A 23,014-nucleotide genomic window follows, 5' to 3' on the forward strand; every position below is an offset into this window, starting at 1 on the left:
GCCCCCAAACCCCCCGGCCCCCCCCCCCCCCCCCGCCCCCCCCCCCCGGCCCCCCCCCCCCCCCCCGGGGCCCCCGGGGGGCCCCCCCCCCCCCCCCCCCCCCCCGGCGCCCCCCCCCCCCCCCCGCGGCGGGCGGGCGGCGGGGGGGGGGGGCCCCCCCCCCCCCCCCGCCCACGGCCGTTTCCGTACCTCCGGGCGCCCCGCTCAGGGCTCCCGGGTGACACCGCCGCGTGTAGTGCGTCCGATGGACTCCGGACGGGCGACACGGCGATGCCCAGCCGTCCGGCTTGTCTTTTTTGCGACATTCGGTCGATGCGATGTGTACGACGGAACGCAACGAGGCGTACGGGGACGGCCGCATGCGTGGCCGCGGCGGTCGCCGCGCTCCTCGCCTCCGGAACCGGCCCGGCGTCCGCGGACGACGGCCCCGGCATCGGACGGCTCTCGGCCCGCGCCGACCGGCTGATGCGGGAGGCGTCGAACGCCGTCGCGGCGCACGAGAGGGCGCGGGACGCCGTGCGCGAGGGCGAGCGCCGGCTCGCCGACGTCGCCCGGCGGCAGGCCGCGGAGCAGCGCCGGCTCGACGCGCTCAGGGCCACCCTCGGCCGCCAGGCGCGCAGCGAGTACCAAGGGGCCTCCGGCCTCGGCACGATGCTGCCGCTGCTCACCTCGTCCTCCCCGCAGCGGGCCCTCGACGCAGGCGTCCGTGCGAGCCGCGGCGACCGCGCCGCCCGGCAGCTCACCGACCGCGTCACCGAGTCCCGGGACCGGGTCGCCGACCGGCGGGCCGAGTCCGCGCGCCTGGTGAAGGGGCTCAAGGCGCAGGAGAAGCGCCGGTCGGCCGCCCGCGACGACATCGAGGCGAAACTGGCGAAGGCCGAGGCGGAGGTGCGGCGGGCCCGTGCGCGGGTGCTGGCGGCCGGGCCGATGCCGACGGGTGGCGGGAACTGCGCGCGCGGCGACGTGGGCGGGCACGAGCGGGCCGGCAAGGGGCGGACGGGGCGGACCTGGGTGAAGCCGGTGAGCCCCGCGCCGCTGTCGGCGGGCTTCGGCTCGGGCGGCCGCCTGTGGTCGCACACGCACACCGGGCAGGACTTCGCCGTGCCCGTCGGGACGCCGGTGCGGGCGGTCGGCGCGGGGACCGTGGAGTACGTCGGCTGCGGCGACGGCTTCGGCAACCAGGTGGTCCTCCGGCACGCCGACGGCTACTACACGCAGTACGCGCACCTGTCGCGGATCGGCGTGAAGGCCGGCTCCCGCCTCGACGCGGGCGAGGTCCTCGGCCTCTCCGGCGCGACCGGCAACGTCAGCGGCCCGCATCTGCACTTCGAGGTGCGGGTCACGCCGCAGTTCGGCTCGGGCATCGACCCGCTGCCGTGGCTGCGGGCGCGAGGGCTGAACCTGTGACGGTGGGCTCCCTCACGGCGGGATCCCCGACCGTACGGGCCCCTGACGGTGGGTCAACCCCCGGGCCAACCGGGGCAGTAATGGCGCAGTAACGGCCTCTTCCTAGGTTTCGGGCACCCCCGTACCTTCCCCGAGGAGTGCCCGATGCCCCTGCCCCGACCGCCCAGGCGCAGACGCGCCGCATGGGCGGCGGCGTCGCTGACCGCGGCCGCCGCACTGCTGACCGGCGCGATACCCGCCGTCGCCGATCCCGCCCCCGCCGCGTCGGCCAAGGTCGACTCCGCTCTGGAGAAGGCCGTCTCCAAGGGCGACGACGCCACCTTCTACGTCGTCCTCAAGGACAAGGCCGACCTTGCAGCGGCCAAGAAGCAGCGCACCCACGCGAAGGCCGCCACGGCCGCGTACAAGGCGCTGAAGGGCAATGCCGCCGACAGCCAGAAGTCGCTCACCGCGTTCCTCGACAAGGAGAAGGTCGGGCACCGGGACTTCTGGATCGCCAACGCCGTCAAGGTGACGGGCGACCAGGACCTGGTGAACGAACTCGCCAAGCGCTCCGACGTCAAGGAGATCGTCAAGTCGCGGACGTACAAGCTCGACGACATCGAGACGTCCGACGCGAAGGTCACCGGCTCGCGCACCACCGCTGACGGTGACACCGTCAGTGACACCACCCCCGACTGGGGCGTCTCCGACATCAAGGCCGACCAGGTCTGGGACCAGTACAAGGACCGCGGCGAGGGCATCGTCGTCGCCAGCGTCGACTCCGGTGTGGAGCGCGAGCACCCGGATCTCGTCGCCAACTACCGCGGCAACAACGGCGACGGCACGTTCACGGACGACTACAACTTCTACGACGCGACCGGCACCTGCGCCACCAGCAGCACGCCGTGCGACGACAACGGCCACGGCACCCACACCATGGGCACGATCGCCGGCAAGAACGGCATCGGTGTCGCGCCGAACGCGAAGTGGATGGCCGCCAAGGCCTGCGCGGGATCGCGGGGCGAGTGCCTCGACGAGGACACGCTCGCCGCAGGACAGTGGATCCTCGCGCCGACCGACCACAACGGGCAGAACCCGCGCCCGGACCTCGCCCCGAACATCGTCAACAACTCGTGGGGCGGCGGCGTCACGACGTTCTACAAGGACATCGTCGAGGCGTGGAACTCCGCGGGCATCTTCGAGGCGTTCGCCGCCGGTAACGACGGCAACGGCACGACCTGCTCCACCACCCGCGCGCCCGGCGCGCAGGACACGTCCTACGGAGTCGGCGCCTACGACTCCTCCGGCACGATCGCCGACTTCTCCGGCTTCGGCCCCTCCCCGGTCGACGGTTCGGCCAAGCCGAACATCTCGGGGCCGGGCGTCGACATCACCTCGGCGTGGCCCGGCGCCTCGTACAACACCATCAGCGGTACGTCGATGGCGACGCCGCACGTCGCCGGCGCGGTGGCCCTGCTGTGGTCGGCCGCACCGTCGCTGATCAGCAACATCGACGAGACGCGCAGGCTCCTCGACGAGGGCGCCCGCGACGTGGACGACACGCACTGCGGCGGCACCGCGGGCATGAACAACGTCTGGGGCGAGGGCAAGCTCGACATCCTCGCCTCCGTCGCCGAGGCCCCGCGCGACGCCGTCCACGTCACCGGAAAGATCACCGACAAGGACACGGGCGCGGCCCTGGCCGGCATCACCGTCAAGGCCACCGGAGCCGACGGCGAGCACAAGGTGACCACGGGCCCCCAGGGCACGTACAAGCTGGCGCTGGTCCCGGGCACGTACGACTTCACGGTCGACGAGTACGGCTACGCGGCCAGGACGCTCTCCGGCGTCGAGCTGACCGCCGACCACCCGCTGACCCAGGACATCGCGCTCGCCGCCCTCCCGCGGCACGCCGTCACCGGCACCGTCCTCGATGTCACCGGCAAGCCGCTGGCCAAGGCGACCGTCGAGGTCCCGGGCACCCCGGTCGACCCCGTCACCTCCGGCTCCGACGGCTCGTTCACGCTGCCGAAGGTCGCCGAGGGCACGTACACGCTGTCCGTGACGCCCGCCGAGCCCCTCCTGTGCAACGGCGCGTACACGGCCGAGCTGAAGATCGACGGCGACGAGACCCGCACCGTCCGGCTCCCGAACCGCACCGACAACTCGGGCAATTCCTGCGCCCCGGCCGCCTACTCCTGGATCCCCGGCTCCACCAAGGTCGCCCTGAGCGGTGACGAGGACGCCAAGACGGTCTCGCTGCCCTTCCCGGTCTCCTTCTACGGCGTGAAGTACACCAGCGCCGCGGTCACCACCAACGGCCTGGTCAACTTCCTCTCGCCGCGCATCGGTGACTACGAGAACGAGGCGCTGCCGACCGAGACCCAGCCGAACGGCATCGTCGCCCCGCTGTGGGACGACTTCACCCTCGACAAGAAGTCCAGCGTGCAGACGGCCACCACAGGCACCACCGGCAGCCGCAAGTTCGCGGTCGTCTGGAACAACGTCCTGTTCGCCGACGGCGTCAGCGACCGCGCCACCTTCGAGGCCGTCTTCGACGAGGCCACCGGCGCGATCACCTTCCAGTACCAGTCCGTTCCGGGCAACGGTTCGTCGGCCACGGCCGGCATCGAGAACCAGGCCGGTACCGACGCCCTTCAGTACTCGTACAACCAGGCCGTCCTGAAGGCCGGTTCGGCGATCCGCATCGCGCAGGGAGCCAAGTGATGAGCCACGTCATGAGAACCACCACCTCCCGGCGGGCACTGACGCTCGCCTCCGCCCTGGTCGCGGCGGGTCTGACGCTGACGGCGGCGCCGCTCGCGCAGGCCGACGGCTTCTCGACCGAGGCGTCCACCCTCAGCGCCACCGAGGCGAAGACCCTCGCCGACCACATGAACGTCGACGTGTACGGGGACAAGTACGCGGCGAAGGAGGACACCTCCGCCGACGACTCGGCCACGGACGGCTCCTCCACCGACGCCAGCACCCCGGTCACCTTCACCAACAAGTCCACGCTGGAAGGCGCCCGCGGTGTCGCCGCGACCGCCCCGGCCGGCTCCGACGGCAGCTACTTCACCGTGCACAGCCTGGGCAACGTCCAGCTGCACAAGGCCGACGGCACCACCGCCTGGGCGCGCACCAACGCCTCGTACTACACGGACTGGCAGGTCAAGCCGCTGCAGCCGTGGCGGACCGAGCCGTACCCGGCGCGCGTCGTGATGGGCTACAACGCCGTCGCCCCGTACACGCCCAACTCGGACCAGGGGTACGACACCGCCGACCTGACCGGTGACGGCACGAAGGACATCGTCTTCTCGGCGGCCGTCGGCATGACGCCCACGCCCCGGCCGTTCACCTCGCCCGGCTCCTCGCTGTCCACCGGCACCTTCGTGACGGTCCTCGACGGCAAGACCGGCAAAACGGTCTGGTCGAAGCTGTACTCGTACGCCACCAACGTCAAGGTCGTCGACGGCACGCTGCTCATCGGCAACTCGCCGCGTCTGAACTCGAACGCGCCCGCGACGGAGACGGCCACCCTCACCGGGATCCGCTTCTCGTACGCCGACGGGAAGCTGACCCCGTCGTCGACGTGGACGTACGACACCAAGTCGACCGCCGACGTGAACTGGGGCGCCCTGGAGTCCGTCGGTGGCGGCAAGGTCGCCGCGGTCTGGGACCTGCGCAAGACCGGCACGAACGCGGCCCGCGGCCGCACCCTCGTCCTGGACGCGGCCGACGGTTCGGTCACGTGGCAGACGGACAGCGCTCTTTACGGCCGTCAGCTGCGCCTCGACGCCTCCCGCGACCGGATCGTCGCCCTGGAACAGGCGGACACCTCCGACGCGGTGCAGTACGAGATCGCCGCGTACGACCTGGCCGACGGCAAGCGCACCACGCTCGACACCCGCGTCAACGCCCTGCCCACCGCGCTGACCGTCGGTGACGCCGCCACGGGCGGCGGCAGCGAGATCGCGGTCAGCGAGTCGACGTACACGCCGTATCTCTACGTGAACGCCAGCACGGTCCGGGTCCTGGACGGCTCGGACGGCTCGACGGTCAAGTGGACGTACACCACCAAGCGTTCGGCCGACAACGGGGGCGACGGCGCCAGCACGTGGGACCTCGTCACCAAGGGCGGTGCGCTCTACGCCGCCGCGCAGGACGACCAGGACCTGGGCAACGCGCTGAACGTCGGCGGTCAGCGCTACGGCTCGCTGACCGCGTTCACCAGCGGCGGCAAGGTCAAGTGGCGCCGGCACGGCCTGGACGCGTCGCCGATGTACCAGCAGCTGTACTCCTCCGACGGCGGCGACTACGTCCGCGTCGTCGACCAGGGACAGAACATCCGCGACTACAGCCTGGGCAACGGCGGCCAGAAGCGCCTGACGCCGCTGCAAGGCGACCTCAACTACGGGCAGGCCGCCGACTTCGACGGCGACGGCAAGAAGGACGTCGTCGTCGGCGGCTCCTCGCACGGCGTGTGGGCCTACTCCGGTACGTCGCTGGTCAAGGGCGAGCCGAAGAAGCTGTGGCAGGCCACCGTCCCCGGCGAGGTGCACAACATCGCGACCGGTGACGTGAACGGCGACGGCACGCCCGACGTCGCCGTGGCCGCCGACAGCGCCACCGCGGTGCTCGACGGGAGGACCGGCAAGGTCCTGACGACGATCGACGGCAAGGGCGCGTACGTCCGCACGGTCACCGTCGCCGACGTGAACGACGACGGCAAGGACGAGATCATCGTCCCCACCGACGCCCTGCGTGTGTACGACGCGAGCGGTACGCAACTGTGGTCGTACTCCGCGCCGTCGAGCGCGGGCGACGTGGTCTTCTCCGACACGGTGGTCTCCGGCGGACAGGTGTACACGCAGTACAGCAGCCTGAACGCGCTCGACCGCTCGGACGCCTCCGTCAACGGTGTCGCCCTCGACGGCAAGGGCACCGTGCGCTGGACCGCCGACCCGAAGGCCCCGAGCCAGGCGATCGACGGCAAGCTGCACGGCGCGGTCCTGGTCAACGGCGTCTTCGCCTCGCCGAAGATCCCGTACGCGGACGGCCACGCGGTCGTCTACACGTGGATCGTCAAGGCCGACCCGACGGTGGCCGGCGACCTCTCCACCGCGTCGCCGCGCGTCGTGACCGAGATCCGGGACGGGCGCACCGGTGAGCTGGTCCATCAGTTCCTCGGCGGCAGCCCGTGGTCGCACGGCAACTACTTCATCGACGGCCAGGGCGACCCGCTCTACCAGATCAGCTTCGGCACGTTCAGGGGCTTCCCCGGCGCCGGCAAGGACGACACACGCTCCTCGGTGATCACGTCGCTGCGCTCGGCCGGGTTCATCAACGGTCCGGGCGGCCGACGCCTGCTCGTCGGTGGCACCGAGAGCGGTCTGGCGGCGTTCGACCCGTCGGTCCTGACCTCGGGTGACTCGTTCCAGTCCGGCATCGGCGGTACCTCGCTGATGGGCGGCCGCAACTACGTCGCCGCCGACCTCGACGGCGACGGCAGCGACGAGATGGTCTCGCTCAACTTCGACCACCTCGGCAACAACCGGATGGCTGAGCAGCTGGGCGGCGGCGTCCTCTCCATCGACAACGGCATCCACCAGATGTCGACGTACAAGCTGTCCTGACCCGCCGGTCCTGATCCACCGGTCCTGACCCCTCGGTCAGCACCTGGACCCCCTGGGCGCACACCCAGGGGGTCCTCGGCGTGCTCGGTTACGCTGTCGCCCTCATGGATGCAGCACACACGGACGACGGCACCGACTCCGGCGTCCCGCTGCTCCGTCTGCACCTTTTCGACGGTTTCAGGGCGACTCGTGACGGCGGCCCCGCGCCAGCCGAACGCTGGTCGCGGCCCAGCGCCCGGACCCTGGTGAAGCTCCTCGCCGTCGTCCCGGGACACCGCCTCCACCGCGAGCAGGCCATGGACATCTGCTGGCCCGACGCCGACCCCGGGGCCGCGGCGGGCAGCCTGCGCGTCGCCCTGCACGCCGCCCGGCACGCCCTGGAACCCGAACTCGCCCCGCGCGCCGCGTCGTCGTACCTCCTGTCCGACGGCGGCATGCTCCTCCTCGACCCGGCGACCGTGTGGATCGACGCCGACGCGGCGGAGACGGCGGCCCAGGCGGCGCTCGCCGCTGGGGGAGCGGCGGTGGCCGAACTGGCCGACGCCCTCGCCCTGTTCACCGGCGAACTGCTCCCCGAGGACCGGTACGTGGACTGGGCCGAGGAGCGCCGCACGCGGCTCGCGCTGCTGCGGGAGCGGCTGCTGCTCGCCCTCGCCGAGGCACACCTCGCGGCGGGCTCGGCGACGGACGCGGCGGCCGTGGCCCAGCAGGTCCTCGCCACCAGCCCCGCCGAGGAGCTGGCCCACCGCGTCCTCATCGACGCCTCCCTGCGCCAGGGCCTGCGGCGGCGCGCGCTGCACCAGTACCACGCCTGCCGCGCGGCGCTCGATGCCGAACTGGGCGTGCGCCCCGGGCCCGAGACGGAGCAGCTGCACCAGGCTGCCCTCGCGGCGGCGCCCGCGCCTGTGCCGATCACGACAACGTTGCCGTCCCCGCTGCGAGCCGCACCCGCCACCCCGCTGCACGGCCGCGACGCGGTGCTCGACCGGCTGCTCGCTACGGAGGGGCCGCCGGTCACGCTGCTCACCGGCGAGGCGGGCGTCGGCAAGACGCGCCTGGTGGGCGAGGTGGCGCGGCGGGCCGCGGCGTCCGGCACGGCCGTGCTGTGGGGCGGCGGTCAGGACGCGGAGGGGCACACGCCGTACGGGGCGTTCGCGGAGGCGCTCGACGGGTGGCTGGCCGAGCACGACGCGGCGGAGCGGGCCCGGGTCGGCGCGGAGTACCCCGAACTGGCCGTGTTCCTCCCGTCCTTGGGCCAGATCCGCACATCCGGCGAACGCAGCCCCGAGGAGGAACGCGACCGGCTGTTCCGGGCGAGCGCCGCGCTCCTCGGTGACCTGGCCGCCGCCCGTCCTGTGCTCGCGGTCCTCGACGACCTGCACGCAGCCGACACCGGCTCGTACCAGCTCATGAGCCACCTGGCCCGCCGCGCGGCCGACCGCGGGATCCGGCTGCGCTTCCTGGTGACGTACCGCGAGGAGGAACTCCCCGAGGACGACGCCCGGCGCGCCATTCTGAGCTTCCTGGTACGCCAACGGCTGGCCGTACGCGAGGAGTTGGGGCTGCTCGACCGGGAGGCGTGTCTCGCGGTGGCGCGCGACGCGGCGCCGCGTCCCGGGCAGGAGCAGCGGGTGTGGGAACTCTCCCTCGGCAACCCGCTGTTCGCCCTCGAACTCGCCCGTGGCCCGGCCGAGGGCCCGGCGGGGGCAGGGGCGCCCCAGGGCGTGCGGGAGCTGGTGGCGGACCGGCTCGTGCGGCTCGACCCCGACGCGCGGCGCCTGGTCGAGGCGCTGTCCGTGGCCGGGGGAGAGGCGGCCCTGTCCGAACTCCTCGACGTCGCCGAACGGGGCCTGCGCCCGCCGGTGACCGGGGCCGCGGCCGCCGACGGCGTCGAGCGGGCCATCGCGGCCACGCTGGTGGAGGAGCGGCAGGTCGTGGTGGCCGGGCGGCCCGAACCGGGACTCGCCTTCCGGCACCCGCTGGTCCGCCTCACCTGTTACGAGCGGCTGACCGCGGTCCGGCGCAGGCAGCTGCACGGCGCGTTCGCGCGGGCCGTCCTCGCCCGCCGCCCCGACGCCGTCGACGCGCTCGCCTCGCACTTCGCCCGCGCCGACGACCCGCGCGCCGCCGAGTACCTGCGCCGCGCCGCCGAACGCGCCGCCGCCCTCTACGCCAACGACACCGCCGACCGCTACTACCGCGACCTCGTCGCCCGCCTCGACGTCGACGCGGCCCGCGCCCGCCTGGCCCACAGCCAAGTCCTCGCCAGAATGGGCCACTTCGGGGAAGCGGCCGAGGCGTTGCGGCAGGCTCTCGCCGAGTTCGTCCGACGCGGCGCCCACGACGACGCGGTGCTCACGGCGGCCCGCCTCGCCGAGTCCCTCGTACGCACCGGCGCCCTCGACGCCGCCGCCGACGCGCTCCGCGCCCACCCGGCCGCCCCGGAAACCGCCCCCGAACCCCTCGCCGTGCACCACCTGTCCCACGCCATGCTGCACGGCGTCCGGGGCAGTTACGACGACGGTCACGCCGCCGCCCGCCGGGCCCTGGACGCCGCGCGCCAGGTCCCAGGACCGCACGGCCAGGGCCTGCTCGCCCGCTCCTACGCCCTCCAGGCCACCAACCTGGGCCTCTCGGGCCGGCTCACCGAGGCCCGCGAGGCCGGCGACCGGGCGCTCGCCCCGGCCGAGGCGTACGGCGACCCGACGCTGCTCGGCACGGTCCTGTCCACCCTGCGGGAGAACGCGCGCCGCCACGGCCGGCTGCGCGAGGCGGTGGCGAGCGGCGAACGCGCCCTCGACCTCGCCGACCGCTCGGGAAACCCGACGGCGGCCTCCTTCGAACGCCTCAACCTGGCCGAACTCCACCTCCTACTCGAGGAGTTCGACGAGGCCACCGCCCTCGCCGAGGCATCCGTGGCGCTCGCGGAGGGCGACGGCGCCTGGTGCCTGCCGTACGCGCTCGCGACGCTGGCGCTGGTCCGGCTCCGTACGGGAGACACGTCGGCGGCCGCGGAGCTCCTGGACCGCGCCGCCCCCGCCGCCGACCACCTGGGCGACCGCCAGGCACGCCACGAGGTGAGCGCCGCCCGCGCCGAACTCGCCCTGCGCACCGGCCACCCCGAAGCCGCCCTCCGCGCGCTGGCCGACTGCCCCGACGCCGCGCCGTCCCTGACGGCCTGGGCCCAACTCCACGCGGGCCGCCCCCGACTGGCCCTGGAACTCGCGTCAGCGGAGGCCACCCGCGCCGCACAAACCGGCGAACGCCTCGCGGAGATAGAAGCCCACCTGGCCCACGCGGCAGCCCTGTCCCACCTCTCCGCCCCCGCCCAGGCCACCCGCACCTTGACCCACGCAACCCACCTCTCCCAAGCCCTCCCCTACCCAGCAGGCCTCCGCAGAGCCCAAGAGGTCCACGCCCTGCTCACCGGCAAATCAAGCCTCTGCGGCGATTGAGCAGCGGGGCGCCGACCGGTCGAACGGTTGGCCCTCACGGGTGGGTGCTCCGCGAACCCCGTGTCCGCCCCGCAGGCCCCACCGTTAGCCGGGCATGATCTCAACTCGTCGCGCCCTCAGCGCCGTCCTCCTCGCCGTCGGAGCCGCGGCGGCCGCCACCCCCGCGGCCCACGCCGTCGAACCCATCTCCCCCACCGGAACCGTTGACTCGCTGACCGCGATGGCGATCCCGGAGGACCAGCAGGCACAGCTCCCCAGCACCGCGGAACAGCTCTCCGGGCTCAACGGGCTCAACCACCTGAACGAACTGCACCAGGCCACCGACCTCGTGGCCCCGGTCACGGGCCTGCTCCCGGCGATCCAGTAGTCAATAGCGCGAGAGCGCAAGCCAAAAGGCGGTGGACCGGAACCCGGTCCACCGCCTTTGTCGTGCCTGGCGTACGGAACACCGTACGGAGAGGGGCGGTCGCGCGTATCGGCGACCGCCCCTCAGCCCGTTCAGTGGTTCGCGACACCGTTCCCGGCGAGAACCGGGATGTCGCTCAGGATGTGCGAGAGCGGCTCGTCACCCTTGGCCTGGGTGGAGTTCTCGGTGCACTGCTGGTTCTGCGGCGCCGACAGGACCGGGATGTCCTGGACCGCGACCGGCACGAGGCCGACGAGGGAGCCGACGTTGGCCTTGGCCGGCAGGCCGATGCAGGGCTTGTTCAGGGAGCCCTGGACGAGGCCGAGCTGCGGGCTCATGTCACCGGCGGTGGCGGAGTTGCCGTACGTCTGCGACGAGCCGTTGCCGCTCGTGGACGTCGTGCCGCCGTCGTCGCCGATGGCGAGCGCCTGCGGGGCGGCCACGGCGGAGAGGCCGGCGACGGAGGCAGCGATCGTGGCGGCTGCGAAGAACTTCTTCATGGGGTGGTTCCCTTTCGATACGCGCGCTCCGGATGCGGAGCTACGTTTGGTCAACTGGATTGCATTCCGGGCAGTTGCGGACCGAAACCCGTTCGGACCATTCCCGCGCGAGCCAATCGCAGGAAATTCGGCACTGTGCGCGACCTCCCGAACATCCGGACGCAGCGGATCAAAAGGCTCGTACAGCTACCTGAATTTCCGGCCTGCGCCGGAACAGCGGACCGGGCCGCCGGTGCGGCGGCCCGATTCACGCAACGGACCCTCAGTTGTTGCCGGTGCCGTTGCCGGACAGGACCGGGATGTCGTCCAGGACGTGCGACAGCGGCTCGTCGCCCTTGGCCTGGGTGGAGTTCTCGGTGCACTGCTGGTTCTGCGGCGCCGACAGGATCGGGATGTCCTGGACGGAGACCGGCACGACGCCGACGAGCGAACCGACGTTGGCCTTGGCCGGCAGGCCGATGCAGGGCTTGTTCAGGGAGCCCTGGATCAGCGCCATCTGCGGGCTCATGTTGCCGTACGTGGCGGAGTTGCCGTACGTCTGCGAGGCGTTGTTGCCGCTCTCGGACGTGGTCCCACCGTCGTTGCCGACAGCCAGGGCCTGCGGGGCGGCGGCGGCCGCGATACCGACGAGAGAAGCGGTGGCCGCCGCGGCAGCCATGGCCTTCTTCAGCATGAGGAAATTCCCCTTCTTATTTCCGTCTGGGAGCACTTGTATCAACTGCGTAGCTCGCCATCGGTTCCTCACGTTCACTCGGACGTGGGCCTGAGCGATTCCGATTACGGCCCGGGGTCGATGAAATGAAAATCTCGCCAGTGCGGGCCGCGTGGCGGGGGCACGGGTGATCGATCGGGTTTCGATGCCTGTCCGAACGGGTGGATATGCGGAACCATTTCCGCTCTTCGCAGTTGCGCTCAGTGCAGTAACCGGTGCCCGTCAGAAAAGGAAACAGAACCATGCTCAAGAAGGCCATGGCCGCCGCAGCGGTCGCCGTCTCCGTCGTCGGCGTCTCCGCCGCGGCCGCCCCGCAGGCGCTCGCCATCGGCGACGACCAGGGCACGACCTCGACCAGCGGCAACGGCTCGTCGCAGAGCTACGGCAACTCCGCCACCGAGGGCGACATGAGCCCGCAGCTCGGCCTCGTTCAGGGCTCCCTGAACAAGCCCTGCGTCGGTCTGCCCATCAAGGGCAACGTCGGCTCCCTCGTCGGCGTCGTCCCGGTCTCCGTCCAGGACATCCCGATCCTGTCGGCCCCGCAGAACCAGCAGTGCACCGAGAACTCCACCCAGGCCAAGGGCGACGAGCCGCTGTCGCACGTCCTGGACGACATCCCGGTCCTGTCCGGCAACGGTGTGCACAACGGCTGATCGGCCGAACGCACACACGGCTCGGGCCGCCGGCTTTCCTCATTCGCCGGCGGCCCGAGCTCTGTCATGGGGCGCCGGGCCGGAGGAGTCACGGGGCGCCCGGGTCGGGGGCCGCCCTCCCAACGGCTTGGAGCCGACGGCTGACAGGAAGGCGGCGCGGCCGATCTCATGACGGCCCCCAGTGGACCACCGGCCCCTCGCCCCGCGAGAACCGGTTCACCCGTTCGCTGACGACGTCACCCCAAAGGGGCCGCCACGACGGCCAGTCACCCGTTCGGAGCCGCAACCCCTTGTACGGCCGTCCCGTTGCACCACGTGCCAGGCACCCGCGCTGGCCGAACAGAACGACCTCCAAGGAGCATGCTTCATGTCGCGTACCGCGAAGGCAGTCGTCTTTTCCGCAATGGCCGCCGCCGCCATGGCCGGCTCGGCCGGCGTCGCTGCCGCCGACTCCGGCGCGCAGGGCGCTGCCACCAACTCCCCCGGCGTGATCTCGGGCAACAACGTGCAGGTTCCCGTGCACGTGCCGGTCAACGCCTGCGGCAACACCGTCGACGTCATCGGCCTGCTGAACCCGACGTTCGGCAACACCTGCGTCAACGACTGACGGGCCCAGCCCGACTCTTCCGCAGCCGCCCCTCCCCGAGGGGCGGCTGCTCCGTTGTGCGGCCGTTTCGGGTGAGCGGCTCCTTCGGGTTTCGGCGCAATGACGCACACCCCGAGGTCGGGACGCTCGTTGAACAGGCAGAAGCGAATTTTCCAAACCGACGACGCGAGTCGTCGAGGGAAGGCATAAACAATGAAGGTTCTGAAGACCGCTGCCGTTGTCGCCGGATCGATGGCGATTGTCGGTGCCGCCGCTCCGGCATTTGCCTCGGACCTCACTCCGATGAGCCTGAACGGCGCGGTGAACACGATCACCAGCCAGCCGACGCTGGATGTCGCGCCGGTGGACAGCAACCTGCTCGACCCGAAGAACGACGGGGGCGCCGTCAGCACCGTCAAGGGCGCCGTCGACGGGCTGAACGAGAGCGGCTCCGGCTCCGGCGCCGGCAGCATGCTCGGCGGTCTCCCCGTCGGTCAGTAGGTCCGTACGTCAGGTTCGTACGTCGAGCCATTCGTCGAAGGCTGGTTCGGGATTCAGAGGTCCCGGGTCAGCCTTCGGTATTTCCTCCGCGGAATGCGTTCCGCCAAACGTGTGAACCGTGGCCGGTGCGCCGACCGTGCCTGGCTAGGCTTCTTCGATGACTTCAACTGTGAGCAGTGGCCCCGCATTTCGAGCAGCCGATCTGGGAACTCTGGCGGTCATCGCCTGGAGTGGAGAACACCCCGACGGGAAGGGCGACATTCCCTTTCTCCTCGCCTACTCCATGGGTGATTCCCCGGCAGGACCCGAGGCCGCCGAAGCGGCGGTGCGCGGCCTCCTGGAGACCAACGGACTGACGGTGGGCACCACCGTCCACGACGCGTCGGGCCGCCCCAGCTTCCCCGTGTCCCTGCTGGTCGAGGCCGGCCAGGCCGTCGTCACCATGCCGCTCCTGAACGCCCAGTGCCCCGTGCCGCCCGAGTGGCTGGCGGCGGCGGAGGCCCGCAAGAGCGCGTACTTCCTGTTCACCACGCGTGTGTGGCCCACCGCGACGCCGGGATCCCCGGTCACGGAGAAGGAGTTGGAGGAGTTCGCGGGCGACGAGGAGACCCTCATGGCCGCCGCGCACTGCCTGCTGCCCATCCGGCGCGTGCGCGCGTGACCACCGCCCCTGTCGCGCACCGACCGGTCAACCGGCACCGCAGCAACGGTAGTTCGGGAGCGGACTCCCGCGTCGGGGGCGCAACGACGCTCGCCTGGCTCCTCGTCGTCACGGGCGCCGCCGGGGTGCTCGCGTCGTGGGTCATCACCATCGACAAGTTCAAGCTCCTCGAGGACCCGAACTTCACGCCCGGGTGCAGCCTGAACCCGGTGGTCTCCTGCGGCAACATCATGAAGAGCGAGCAGGCGGCCGCGTTCGGTTTCCCCAATCCGCTGCTCGGGCTCGTCGCCTACGGGATCGTGGCCGGCGTCGGCGTGAGTCTGCTGACCGGGGCCCGCTTTCCCCGCTGGTACTGGCTGACCTTCAATGCGGGCGCGCTGTTCGGCGTCGGGTTCGTGACCTGGCTCCAGTTCCAGTCGCTGTACCGGATCAACTCGCTGTGCCTGTGGTGCTGCCTGGCCTGGGCGGCCACCATCGCCCTGTTCTGGCACCTGGTCGCGGTCAACGTCAGCAGCGGCTTCCTCCCGGCGTCCCGGAGCGCCCGGGCCTTCTTCACGGACTTCCCCTGGGTGCCGACCGCCGCCCACATCGGCGTCGTCGGCGTGCTGATCCTGACCCGCTGGTGGGATTTCTGGATGAGCTGACGGACACGCCCCCCGATGGCTCAATTGTCACGATTTGGTGCGGGGTGGCGGTGTGATTGACGCGTCATATTCCCTCACCTCTCTAGGGAGCAACGATGCGTCTTCGCACCTTCGCGGCCGCGGCCGTGCTGGCCGGGACCGCTGTTATGGGATCCGCTGCCATGGCCTCCGCGATGGACGGCCCCGACGGCGCCAGCGCCACCGGTGTGGCCCAGAACAGCCCCGGCGTGCTGTCCGGGAACGTCATCCAGGTTCCGATCGATGTCCCGATCAACGCCTGTGGCAACTCGCTCAACCTGATCGCCGCGCTCAACCCGGCGGCGGGCAACGTCTGCGCCAACGGCTAGTCACCTGGCTCGCGCTCGGACGGACAGCGCCCGGAACGGCTTCGGCCGTTTCCGGGCGCTGTTGCTGTCACCGGCCTTTGTCGCCGGCTCTTGTCACCGGCCCGGGCCGCCGCTCAGGGGCCGTCTCCCGGCGGTGCGCTGCGCAGGTCCACGATGACCAGCCGGTCGCGGCCGGCGGCGCGATAGGGCGCGACGCGTACGTCGCGTCGCCCACCGCCCGTTCGAGCCCGTCGAAGAGCAGGTCCCGCGACAGCGGCCACAGCACGGCCCCCGGGACGCCCGCGACACCCACGAGTTCGTCCGGTGTGACGTCGTCGTCCGTATCCATTCAGCGCCCCCGCCGCGTTCTGGGCAACGTCGCGATTCTCGCGGCGCCCATTGCCTTCATAGCCGTCGTCACCGGGCTCCGTGAGGGCGCGACCGAAGGCGAAGGCGCCCGGGCCGACCCGGTAGTGGCCCTCGGCGCGCTCCAGCCAGCCTTCGTGCGCGAGCGTGCGCAGCCCCGCGAGGCGGACATGGTCCGGCTCGTGGCGGCCGGCCTCTCGAACCGGGAGATCGCGAACCGCCGGGGCGTCAGCCCGAGCACGGTCAAGAGCGCCCTCAGCGCCGTCTACACCAAGCTCGGCGCGGACAGCAGGGCGGCGGCCGTCGCGAAGGCATCCCGGCTCGGGCTGCTCACCGGCCCCCCCACCACCGCTTTCCGGCGGAAAGCCTGTCGCTCGATAGGGGGTGAGTGGGCCCGTCCGCCGTATCCGGAGGGCAGGGGCGGTCAGGACAAGATCACGGTGCTCCACGGCAGGAGGCACCGTGTTCCTGTCTCCCGGAGGTACTCGCCCGTGGTCATCGCCATTGTCGTCGCCGCGCTCGCCCTGATCGCGGGGATCGCGGCCAACCGATATCTGCGGCCGAGGCTGCTGACCGAGGACGACGACACCGGCATGGCCGTCAAGGACCTCGTCGGCCCCCTGCTCACCCTGACCGTCCTGCTGCTCGCCTTCGTCCTGGTCACCGCCAACGGCTCGTACGGAAAGGCGGAAGTGGCCGCGCGCGGCGAGGCGCGCGCCCTGGACCAGCTCGTGGAGACCGCCGAGTACGCGCCCGTGAAGCAGCGGTCGGCCGTCCAGGCCGACGCCGTCTGCTACGCCCGCGCCGTCCGCGAACAGGAGTGGCCCGCCATGGCCGACGGCAAGGGCTCGTCGGCGCCCAGCGTGTGGTCCACCGACCTGCGCCGCACCTTCCGTTCCCTGGAGGGCGAACCGGCCTTCGGCATGCTCGTCAGCGCCGACCACAAGCGTTCCGAGGAGCGCGAGGAGCGCCTCACCCAGGCGACCGCCAGCATCCCCGGCGCCATCCTCTGGTTCCTGCTGGCGGTGCTCGCGGTGACGGTGGTGGCCCTCGGCCTGTGCCTGCCGCGCAGGCACAACCGCGGTCAACTGGCCGCGCTCACCCTGGTGACCATGATGCTGACGGCGACGCTGTGCATCATCCGCGACGTCGACCGCCCCTTCGGCGGCATCATCGACGTACAGCCCACGGCCATCTCCGACGTGGAGAAGCAGGCGACCCGCGACTTCCTCGCCCACAGCGAGCTCTCGGACCTCCCGTGCGACAAGAAGGGCGACCGCGCGACGCAGTAGCCCCGGCACCGCTGTGCCGTCCGCCTGTACTCGGCAAAGTTCCTGGCCACCCGGTGCGGCGAGGAGGAGAGTGGAGGGCAACCACCGGTGGACGGCCTGTGGGAGGGTGATGGCCGAATCACCCTGGGAGGTGGGCAGGAATGGCCGGACTGCCGCACGAGGAGCAGTTGGCGGCGGCATTCGTCGACCTCGCCGACACGTTGGTGCAGGACTTCGACGTCATCAACTTCCTGCACATGCTGACCGAGCACTGCGTGCACCTGTTGGACGTGGCGGCCGCCGGCGTCCTGCTGGCCACGCCCAGCGGCCGGCTCGTGGACGCGGCCGCATCCGACGAGCGCACCCGCACGCTGGAGCTGGCCGGCGTCGAGTGGGACGAAGGTCCGTGCCAGGACTGCTACCGGACCAAGCGGCAGGTCGCCGACGTCGCGCTGGACACGAAGGCCGCGCGGGACCGGTGGCCGCGGTTCGCGCCGCGGGCCGTGGAGCTCGGCCACACCTCGGTCGTGGCCTGCCCGTTGCGCTTGCACGACCAGGTGATCGGGTCCCTGAACCTCTTCAGGGACAGCCCGCGTCCCCTGGGCGCCTCGCCGTTGCGGCTGGCGCAGGCGCTGGCCGACACGGCCACCATCGGCGTCCTGCAACAACGGGCGGTGAGTGAGCAGATGACGGTGACCGCGCAGTTGCAGGCGGCCCTGGACAGCCGCATCGTCATCGAGCAGGCCAAGGGCTATCTCGCGCACCGGCTCGGCACCGGTGTCGAGGACGCCTTCGCCCGTATGCGCGGCCACGCGCGCAGCAATCACCTGCGGCTCACCGAGGTCGCCCGGCACGTGCTGCGGGGCACGGCGGACCCGTCGCTGCTGCGACGGCAGGATCGATGAGAGGCCCCTGCGCCGACAGGGATCAGCGGACTGCCCTCCGGCGGGCCCGCACCTCGCCCGGAGGGGGGTGGCAGCGGTGACTCATCCGGTCATGACCGCCTACCTGCGTGCCCTCAGCTCGCACACCGGCCCGGGCATGGCGCCCCTGCCGCTGGAGGCCTTCGCCGACATGCTGGGCCTGGACGGTCTCGCCCTGCTGCTGTCGCCCACCGGCGGTCCGGCCCAGCTCGTGCAGGCCCACGGCGAGCGCACCGCCGCGCTGGAGGATCTTCAGCAGGTTCAGGGGCAGGGGCCCAGCCTGGATGCGGCCGGTCACGGCGCCCTGCTGCTGGTGCCCCGTGTCACCGAGTTCACCGACAGCCGGTGGCCGGGTCTTGCCGCCGCCGTCGAGGTGCTCGACGTGCACGCCGTGTTCTCCTTCCCCCTGCGCATCGGGGTCATCGGACTCGGCGCGCTCACCGGCCACCGCACCCGCCCCGGCCCCATGTCCACGGAGCAGCTGACGGACGCCTTCGGCCTGGCCGACATCCTGGCCCAGCTCGCGATCGCCACCGCCGTGCACGCGGACTTCACGTACGCCGCGCTGCTGGACGAGCCCGGTCTCTACTTCGCCGAGGTCCACCAGGCCACCGGGATGCTCGCCGCCCAGCTCGACGTCGACTGCGACCACGCCCTGATCCGGTTGCGCGGCCATGCCTTCAGCCACGACAGGACCCTCCTCGACGTCTCCCGTGACGTACTCGCCCGTCGTCTGCGCCTCGGCGGCAACGGGGACACGTCGAGCTGACCGGCCTCAAGTGTCCGGTGGTTCCTGCGCACAGAAGTCGTGGAAGGGGAGCAGATCACGCAGCACGCTGTGGGTGAGGGCGAGCCGGACGCAGCGGCTGGGGTTGGCCAGGGTGAGGCTGCCGCCGGCGTGATGGGCGGCCTCACGGACGCCGAGGAGCGTGAAGAAGCTGGCGTTGTCGCAGCGGGTCACCTCGGACAGGTCCATGATCAGGTGCCGGCTGCCCTCGCCCAGGACCTGGGACGTGAGTTCACAGAGCGCGGGGATGCTGCCGGTGTCGAGCTCCCCGGCCACGGCCAGGGTCATGAAGTGGCCGGGCGTGACGGGGGTCCGCTGCAGCGTCAGCCGCAGCCCTCCGCCCTGCTGGTCCGGTCGGGGCGGGGTGGTCGCTGCCATGACGCGCACCCGTCTTCGGAGTGACGCGAACGGTCGTCCCCGATGCCGTTGCTCACCGGGGACGAGACCTGCGTGGATGCCGGCGTACGACGTGCCCTCGGCGACTCCAACGTACGCCTGCACGCGTGTTGGTGACGGCTGGTCACGAAGCGTCATTCGTTCGTGGTGCCGAGGAGTCCTCGGTTGCCATCAGCGCGGTCCCGGTGAGACGGAGGGCGGGGTCGGCCGCCGCGTGCATCAGCCGGGCGGCCGTGTCTTCCTGGCTGTCCGACGGGACGACGAGCAGGTCCCAGCGCCCGGCTCCGTAGGAGAAGAGCCGGATCGTGTAGGGGTCGAGACCCGACGTGTACCACGCGGCCGACACCATGTGGCCCGTCACGGACAGGGTGCGCGGCTCCGTCGGCCAGCTGCCCCTGGGGGAGGCGATGCGGGTCACGCGCCCGCGGGTCGCCTCGAACACCTCGGTGAGCGCGGCCAGTTCGGTGGCCAGCTCGTCGGTGCGCGGCCACCAGGCCCCGCACACCGGTCCCGGCGGGAAGGTCGGCGGGCGCAGGGAGACCCGGGCGGGCGGGTGCACGACGGGATGCTCGGAACCGGTCCAACTGCGGTGGGCGATCAGTGCGTTCATGACGCACGCCCCTTTTCGGGCCGCGCCGTGGGGCCCGTGTCGTGGTGCGCCGGAAGCGACGTCGAGCGGAGTCGGCGTACGAGGAGCACCCGGTGGTCCCAGCGTACGACTCGGCCCGCGAGAGGCGGTCCGTGCCGGGTCGAGGCGTTGCCATCGGGCCAACCTCGGGAGTCCCGGCGGAGCCACACGCTGGGCATCGGCGCATCCCGCCTGACAGGAGCCGCGCGGCCGATGGCGCGAAGCGTGCCGTGGGGCGGTGTGATCCGCCGCCCTGTGTGCTTCGCTCGGCGCAAGCGGTCCGACACATCAGCCAGTCGGCATTCGACATCCGGCATTCGGCATCCGACATTCGGGATTTCGGTATGGGGAGGGGCCCCCGCATGTCCGAGCAGGTGCGACGCTCACCGGGAGCGCTGCTGCGGTCCTTCACCGACCGGCCGGGGCGCCGCGCCGCCCTGGCGGCCGTGTCCTGGCTGACCAGCCCGCTCTCGCCGGACGACTATCTCGGCCTGCTCGATCCCTTGTGGTCGGCGCGGCATCCCGCGGGCCGGGTCACCGGAGTACGGAGCGAGGGCCCGGGGGCGGCCACCCTGGCGATCCGGCCGGGCCGGGGCTGGAGCGGCCACCGGGCCGGGCAGTACCTTCCGGTCGGGGTCGAGATCGACGGCGTACGGCACTGGCGTACGTACTCGATCACCTCGCCGCCCGACGACGGGGCCGCCGAGATCACCGTCACCGTGAAAGCCCACCCCGACGGCCGGGTCTCTCCGCACCTGGTGCACAGGACAACTCCCGGCACGGTGCTCCGACTCGGCCCGGCACAAGGGGAGTTCGTGCTGCCGAGGCCGCTGCCGGAGCGGCTGCTGTTCGTGACGGCGGGCAGTGGCCTCACGCCCGTGATGGGGATGCTGCGCGCGCTCGCCCGCCGCGGGAGCGCCGCCCCGGACACCCTGCTCCTGCACAGCGCGCCGTCGCCGGCGGAGTGCCTCTTCCGTGCCGAACTGGCCGCTTTGGCAGCCCAGTTGCCGTGGCTGACGGTCCGGCTGACCCATACGCGTACGGACGGCCGGCTGACCGCCGAGCGGATCGCCGCGTCGTGTCCGGACTGGCGCCTGCGGGACACGTGGGTGTGCGGTCCTGCCGGGCTCCTGGACGCGGCGGAGCGGCAGTGGGACGCAGGGGGAGTGCGGCAACGGCTGCGGGTGGAGCGCTTCCGCCTGACCCCCGTGCTCCCGGTCGACGCCGATACGGTCGGCGGCCGGGTGCGCTTCGCGCGCAGCGACAGGTGGGCGGAGGCGGCGCCCGGTGTGCCGCTCCTCTCGGCCGGCGAATCGATGGGTGTGCCGATGCCCCACGGCTGCCGCCGCGGCCTCTGCTTCGGCTGCCTCGTCCCGATCGTCGAGGGGCGGGTGCGTGACCTGCGCACCGGTGAACTGCACGGCGAACCAAGTGAGTTGGTCCAGACCTGCGTCAACGGCGCCGCGGGCACGCTCGTCCTCGACCTGTGAGTACAGGTCCATGAGTGCACACCTGTGAGTACCCGACCGCTGCGACACCCGAGCCTTCGAGGAGACTCCCATGACAGCCGCCGTATTCAGCGATCCCGCGCCCGGGGAACCGGACGCCGACCTCACGGAACAACTGGGGCGTGAACTGGACGCGCTCCGCGCCGAGTTCATGGCGGCGCGCGGCGCCGACGACGCCCACTACATACGTACTGTCATCGCCGTGCAACGCGGCTGCGAGACCGGCGGCCGCCTCGCGCTCGCCGTCTCCCTCTTCCCACCCGCCTGGTTCACCGGCACCGCCCTGCTCGCCTTCGCCAAGACCCTGGAGAACATGGAGCTGGGCCACAACATCCTGCACGGACAGTGGGACTGGCTCGGTGACCCGGCGATCCACTCGACGACCTGGGAGTGGGACTTCGCCACCCCCGCCGACGCCTGGAAACGCACCCACAACCACCTGCACCACACGTACACCAATGTCGTCGGCCGTGACCGCGACCTCGGCTACACGGTCCTGCGCATGGCCCCCGATCAGCCCTGGCACCCGGGCCATCTCCTCCAGCCGCTGTTCACGGCCCTGCTCGCGCCCGTCTTCGAGTGGGGCATCGCCCTGTACGACCTGGAGGCGGACGAGGCGTTGGCGGGCCGCAAGAGCGTGCGCGCCTTCCTCGGGGACACCACCGCGATGCTCGGCAAGGCGGTTCGCCAGGCGGCCAAGGACTACGTCCTCTTCCCGCTCCTCGCCGGGCCCTCCGCGCTGCCCTGCCTCCTCGGCAATCTCACCGCCACCACCGCCCGCAACGTCTGGGCGCACACGGTCATCTTCTGCGGGCACTTCCCCAGCGACGTGCACACCTTCGCGTACACGGAGGAGCAGATGGAGGGGGAGAGCCGGGGCGAGTGGTATCTGCGCCAGATCCAGGGCTCGGCGAACATCGACGGCGGGCCGCTGCTGCACCTCCTCACCGGCAACCTCAGCCACCAGATCGAGCACCACCTCTTCCCCGACCTGCCCAGCAACCGCTACAGCGAGCTCGCTCCACGGGTCCGGAAGATCTGCGCCCGCTACGGACTCCCGTACGCCACCGGGCCGCTGTGGCGGCAGTACGCGTCGATGTGGGGCCGGGTGCTGCGGCACGCCCTGCCGACGGCACATCAAGGGGCGGAAAGTGAGAGCGAGGACCACCGCCGGGCCGAGTGACCGGACCGGCGGAGGTCGGAGTGCTGGGGGCCCGGGGCCGGGGGCCTGGAATGCGGCCGCTGTCGTCGGCGGCTGCGCCAACTGCCGTATGCACGCCAGTCCTGCCGACGGGGCGGCGGCACCGGTCACCCGGACGAGTCCGGGTACGCCGGATCCGGTAGGGCGTCCGGACGTGCGGGGCACCCCGGCCTCCTGCGGTGGACACGACGCGACCAGGCGTGGCCCGAAGGGGCCGCGGGCCCGGGCCACCGATCTGTGCGCCCTACCGATCAGTGTGACGGCCGCAGTACGCTCCGTTTGGCCGGCTGCCGGCCCCGACTCGGCGCGCATATGTCCCGGGCCCGCTGGAGTCGCGCATCGCCGACGAGGCGCGACTCCAGCCCCTGCCCTCCTGCGTGATCGCAGCGGGGAACTCCCGCGCCCCGCTGCCGCAGTTGGGCCCCGCGCGAGGAGCGGATGGGGGAGCCACTGCTCCTCGCGCCC

General features: G+C 72.0%; 21 protein-coding genes. 16 read left to right on the top strand and 5 right to left on the bottom strand.

Going from position 1 to position 23,014, the window contains the following annotated elements; translation table 11 throughout:
* The first annotated feature begins 363 nt into the window (after positions 1-363).
* The 5 genes from ACYSUO_RS40845 (at position 364) to ACYSUO_RS40865 (ending at position 10,847) form a co-directional block, all read left to right on the top strand.
* Positions 364-1,407: a M23 family metallopeptidase gene (locus ACYSUO_RS40845; RefSeq protein WP_461781270.1), complete on the top strand. Its 1,044-nt coding sequence runs from the start codon at positions 364-366 to the stop codon at positions 1,405-1,407.
* Positions 1,408-1,551: 144 nt separating this feature from the next.
* Positions 1,552-4,116, top strand: a complete 2,565-nt coding sequence (locus ACYSUO_RS40850; RefSeq protein ID WP_461781271.1) for a S8 family serine peptidase — start codon at positions 1,552-1,554, stop codon at positions 4,114-4,116.
* An 11-nt stretch (positions 4,117-4,127) separates the two neighbouring features.
* Positions 4,128-7,025 carry an FG-GAP-like repeat-containing protein gene (locus ACYSUO_RS40855; RefSeq protein WP_461781272.1) on the top strand — a complete coding sequence of 966 codons (2,898 nt, stop codon included), beginning with the start codon at positions 4,128-4,130 and terminating at the stop codon, positions 7,023-7,025.
* 104 nt (positions 7,026-7,129) lie between these two features.
* A complete protein-coding gene (locus ACYSUO_RS40860; protein WP_461781273.1) occupies positions 7,130-10,480 on the top strand; it encodes an ATP-binding protein in 3,351 nt (1,116 codons plus the stop codon).
* A gap of 94 nt (positions 10,481-10,574) precedes the next feature.
* Complete coding sequence (locus ACYSUO_RS40865) at positions 10,575-10,847, top strand: hypothetical protein (protein WP_267070006.1); 273 nt, start codon at positions 10,575-10,577, stop codon at positions 10,845-10,847.
* Between the two features lie 131 nt (positions 10,848-10,978).
* On the opposite strand, the gene ACYSUO_RS40870 is transcribed toward ACYSUO_RS40865, so the two are convergent.
* A complete protein-coding gene (locus ACYSUO_RS40870; protein WP_461781274.1) occupies positions 10,979-11,386 on the bottom strand; it encodes a rodlin in 408 nt (135 codons plus the stop codon).
* Between the two features lie 262 nt (positions 11,387-11,648).
* Positions 11,649-12,059, bottom strand: coding sequence for a rodlin (locus tag ACYSUO_RS40875; protein WP_426902912.1), 411 nt, complete (start codon positions 12,057-12,059; stop codon positions 11,649-11,651).
* Between the two features lie 281 nt (positions 12,060-12,340).
* Here ACYSUO_RS40875 and ACYSUO_RS40880 point away from each other — a divergent pair, with 281 nt between their 5' ends.
* The 6 genes from ACYSUO_RS40880 to ACYSUO_RS40905 all read left to right on the top strand — a co-directional run bounded on the left by ACYSUO_RS40880 (position 12,341) and on the right by ACYSUO_RS40905 (position 15,490).
* The gene (locus ACYSUO_RS40880; RefSeq protein ID WP_461781275.1) at positions 12,341-12,751 is read left to right on the top strand and encodes a rodlin; all 411 of its coding nucleotides are present in this window, start codon (positions 12,341-12,343) and stop codon (positions 12,749-12,751) included.
* Positions 12,752-13,118: 367 nt separating this feature from the next.
* Complete coding sequence (locus ACYSUO_RS40885; RefSeq protein ID WP_461781276.1) at positions 13,119-13,358, top strand: chaplin; 240 nt, start codon at positions 13,119-13,121, stop codon at positions 13,356-13,358.
* 192 nt (positions 13,359-13,550) lie between these two features.
* Positions 13,551-13,838 carry a hypothetical protein gene (locus ACYSUO_RS40890; RefSeq protein WP_461781277.1) on the top strand — a complete coding sequence of 96 codons (288 nt, stop codon included), beginning with the start codon at positions 13,551-13,553 and terminating at the stop codon, positions 13,836-13,838.
* 157 nt (positions 13,839-13,995) lie between these two features.
* On the top strand, positions 13,996-14,499 hold the full coding sequence (locus ACYSUO_RS40895) for a DUF5949 family protein (protein WP_461781278.1): 504 nt from the start codon (positions 13,996-13,998) through the stop codon (positions 14,497-14,499).
* Positions 14,496-15,143, top strand: a complete 648-nt coding sequence (locus tag ACYSUO_RS40900) for a vitamin K epoxide reductase family protein (RefSeq protein WP_461781279.1) — start codon at positions 14,496-14,498, stop codon at positions 15,141-15,143. Before ACYSUO_RS40895 ends, ACYSUO_RS40900 begins: the two co-directional genes overlap by 4 nt.
* Before the next feature lie 95 nt (positions 15,144-15,238).
* Positions 15,239-15,490, top strand: a complete 252-nt coding sequence (locus tag ACYSUO_RS40905) for a chaplin (RefSeq protein WP_461781280.1) — start codon at positions 15,239-15,241, stop codon at positions 15,488-15,490.
* 67 nt (positions 15,491-15,557) lie between these two features.
* On the opposite strand, the gene ACYSUO_RS40910 is transcribed toward ACYSUO_RS40905, so the two are convergent.
* On the bottom strand, positions 15,558-15,818 hold the full coding sequence (locus tag ACYSUO_RS40910; protein WP_461781281.1) for a hypothetical protein: 261 nt from the start codon (positions 15,816-15,818) through the stop codon (positions 15,558-15,560).
* A 154-nt stretch (positions 15,819-15,972) separates the two neighbouring features.
* Between ACYSUO_RS40910 and ACYSUO_RS40915 the strand changes: the two genes are divergently transcribed.
* The 3 genes from ACYSUO_RS40915 (at position 15,973) to ACYSUO_RS40925 (ending at position 18,798) form a co-directional block, all read left to right on the top strand.
* Positions 15,973-17,127 carry a helix-turn-helix domain-containing protein gene (locus ACYSUO_RS40915; protein ID WP_461781282.1) on the top strand — a complete coding sequence of 385 codons (1,155 nt, stop codon included), beginning with the start codon at positions 15,973-15,975 and terminating at the stop codon, positions 17,125-17,127.
* A gap of 140 nt (positions 17,128-17,267) precedes the next feature.
* Complete coding sequence (locus ACYSUO_RS40920) at positions 17,268-18,011, top strand: GAF and ANTAR domain-containing protein (RefSeq protein ID WP_461781283.1); 744 nt, start codon at positions 17,268-17,270, stop codon at positions 18,009-18,011.
* A gap of 91 nt (positions 18,012-18,102) precedes the next feature.
* Positions 18,103-18,798, top strand: a complete 696-nt coding sequence (locus tag ACYSUO_RS40925; RefSeq protein ID WP_461781284.1) for an ANTAR domain-containing protein — start codon at positions 18,103-18,105, stop codon at positions 18,796-18,798.
* A 6-nt stretch (positions 18,799-18,804) separates the two neighbouring features.
* On the opposite strand, the gene ACYSUO_RS40930 is transcribed toward ACYSUO_RS40925, so the two are convergent.
* Both ACYSUO_RS40930 and ACYSUO_RS40935 read right to left on the bottom strand, forming a co-directional pair.
* Entirely contained in the window at positions 18,805-19,194 is a 390-nt protein-coding gene (locus ACYSUO_RS40930) for an STAS domain-containing protein (RefSeq protein ID WP_461781285.1), read from the bottom strand.
* A 142-nt stretch (positions 19,195-19,336) separates the two neighbouring features.
* Positions 19,337-19,822, bottom strand: a complete 486-nt coding sequence (locus ACYSUO_RS40935; RefSeq protein WP_461781286.1) for a DUF5994 family protein — start codon at positions 19,820-19,822, stop codon at positions 19,337-19,339.
* Positions 19,823-20,202: 380 nt separating this feature from the next.
* On the opposite strand from ACYSUO_RS40935, the gene ACYSUO_RS40940 reads away from it, so the two are divergent.
* Both ACYSUO_RS40940 and ACYSUO_RS40945 read left to right on the top strand, forming a co-directional pair.
* Positions 20,203-21,330, top strand: a complete 1,128-nt coding sequence (locus ACYSUO_RS40940; RefSeq protein ID WP_461781287.1) for a ferredoxin reductase — start codon at positions 20,203-20,205, stop codon at positions 21,328-21,330.
* Positions 21,331-21,400: 70 nt separating this feature from the next.
* Positions 21,401-22,531: a fatty acid desaturase family protein gene (locus tag ACYSUO_RS40945; protein WP_461781288.1), complete on the top strand. Its 1,131-nt coding sequence runs from the start codon at positions 21,401-21,403 to the stop codon at positions 22,529-22,531.
* Positions 22,532-23,014: the final 483 nt, after the last annotated feature.

This window comes from Streptomyces sp. UC4497, from assembly GCF_054871485.1.

What these genes read in the sequence shown, in the direction of transcription:
- ACYSUO_RS40880 (WP_461781275.1), top strand. Translation starts at nt 12,341, where the DNA reads ATGCTCAAGAAGGCCATGGCCGCCGCAGCGGTCGCCGTCTCCGTCGTC.
- ACYSUO_RS40935 (WP_461781286.1), bottom strand. Translation starts at nt 19,822, where the DNA reads ATGAACGCACTGATCGCCCACCGCAGTTGGACCGGTTCCGAGCATCCC.
- ACYSUO_RS40865 (WP_267070006.1), top strand. Translation starts at nt 10,575, where the DNA reads ATGATCTCAACTCGTCGCGCCCTCAGCGCCGTCCTCCTCGCCGTCGGA.
- ACYSUO_RS40925 (WP_461781284.1), top strand. Translation starts at nt 18,103, where the DNA reads ATGACCGCCTACCTGCGTGCCCTCAGCTCGCACACCGGCCCGGGCATG.
- ACYSUO_RS40940 (WP_461781287.1), top strand. Translation starts at nt 20,203, where the DNA reads ATGTCCGAGCAGGTGCGACGCTCACCGGGAGCGCTGCTGCGGTCCTTC.
- ACYSUO_RS40870 (WP_461781274.1), bottom strand. Translation starts at nt 11,386, where the DNA reads ATGAAGAAGTTCTTCGCAGCCGCCACGATCGCTGCCTCCGTCGCCGGC.
- ACYSUO_RS40885 (WP_461781276.1), top strand. Translation starts at nt 13,119, where the DNA reads ATGTCGCGTACCGCGAAGGCAGTCGTCTTTTCCGCAATGGCCGCCGCC.
- ACYSUO_RS40895 (WP_461781278.1), top strand. Translation starts at nt 13,996, where the DNA reads ATGACTTCAACTGTGAGCAGTGGCCCCGCATTTCGAGCAGCCGATCTG.
- ACYSUO_RS40905 (WP_461781280.1), top strand. Translation starts at nt 15,239, where the DNA reads ATGCGTCTTCGCACCTTCGCGGCCGCGGCCGTGCTGGCCGGGACCGCT.
- ACYSUO_RS40920 (WP_461781283.1), top strand. Translation starts at nt 17,268, where the DNA reads ATGGCCGGACTGCCGCACGAGGAGCAGTTGGCGGCGGCATTCGTCGAC.
- ACYSUO_RS40860 (WP_461781273.1), top strand. Translation starts at nt 7,130, where the DNA reads ATGGATGCAGCACACACGGACGACGGCACCGACTCCGGCGTCCCGCTG.
- ACYSUO_RS40930 (WP_461781285.1), bottom strand. Translation starts at nt 19,194, where the DNA reads ATGGCAGCGACCACCCCGCCCCGACCGGACCAGCAGGGCGGAGGGCTG.
- ACYSUO_RS40855 (WP_461781272.1), top strand. Translation starts at nt 4,128, where the DNA reads ATGAGAACCACCACCTCCCGGCGGGCACTGACGCTCGCCTCCGCCCTG.
- ACYSUO_RS40910 (WP_461781281.1), bottom strand. Translation starts at nt 15,818, where the DNA reads ATGGATACGGACGACGACGTCACACCGGACGAACTCGTGGGTGTCGCG.
- ACYSUO_RS40875 (WP_426902912.1), bottom strand. Translation starts at nt 12,059, where the DNA reads ATGCTGAAGAAGGCCATGGCTGCCGCGGCGGCCACCGCTTCTCTCGTC.
- ACYSUO_RS40890 (WP_461781277.1), top strand. Translation starts at nt 13,551, where the DNA reads ATGAAGGTTCTGAAGACCGCTGCCGTTGTCGCCGGATCGATGGCGATT.
- ACYSUO_RS40850 (WP_461781271.1), top strand. Translation starts at nt 1,552, where the DNA reads ATGCCCCTGCCCCGACCGCCCAGGCGCAGACGCGCCGCATGGGCGGCG.
- ACYSUO_RS40945 (WP_461781288.1), top strand. Translation starts at nt 21,401, where the DNA reads ATGACAGCCGCCGTATTCAGCGATCCCGCGCCCGGGGAACCGGACGCC.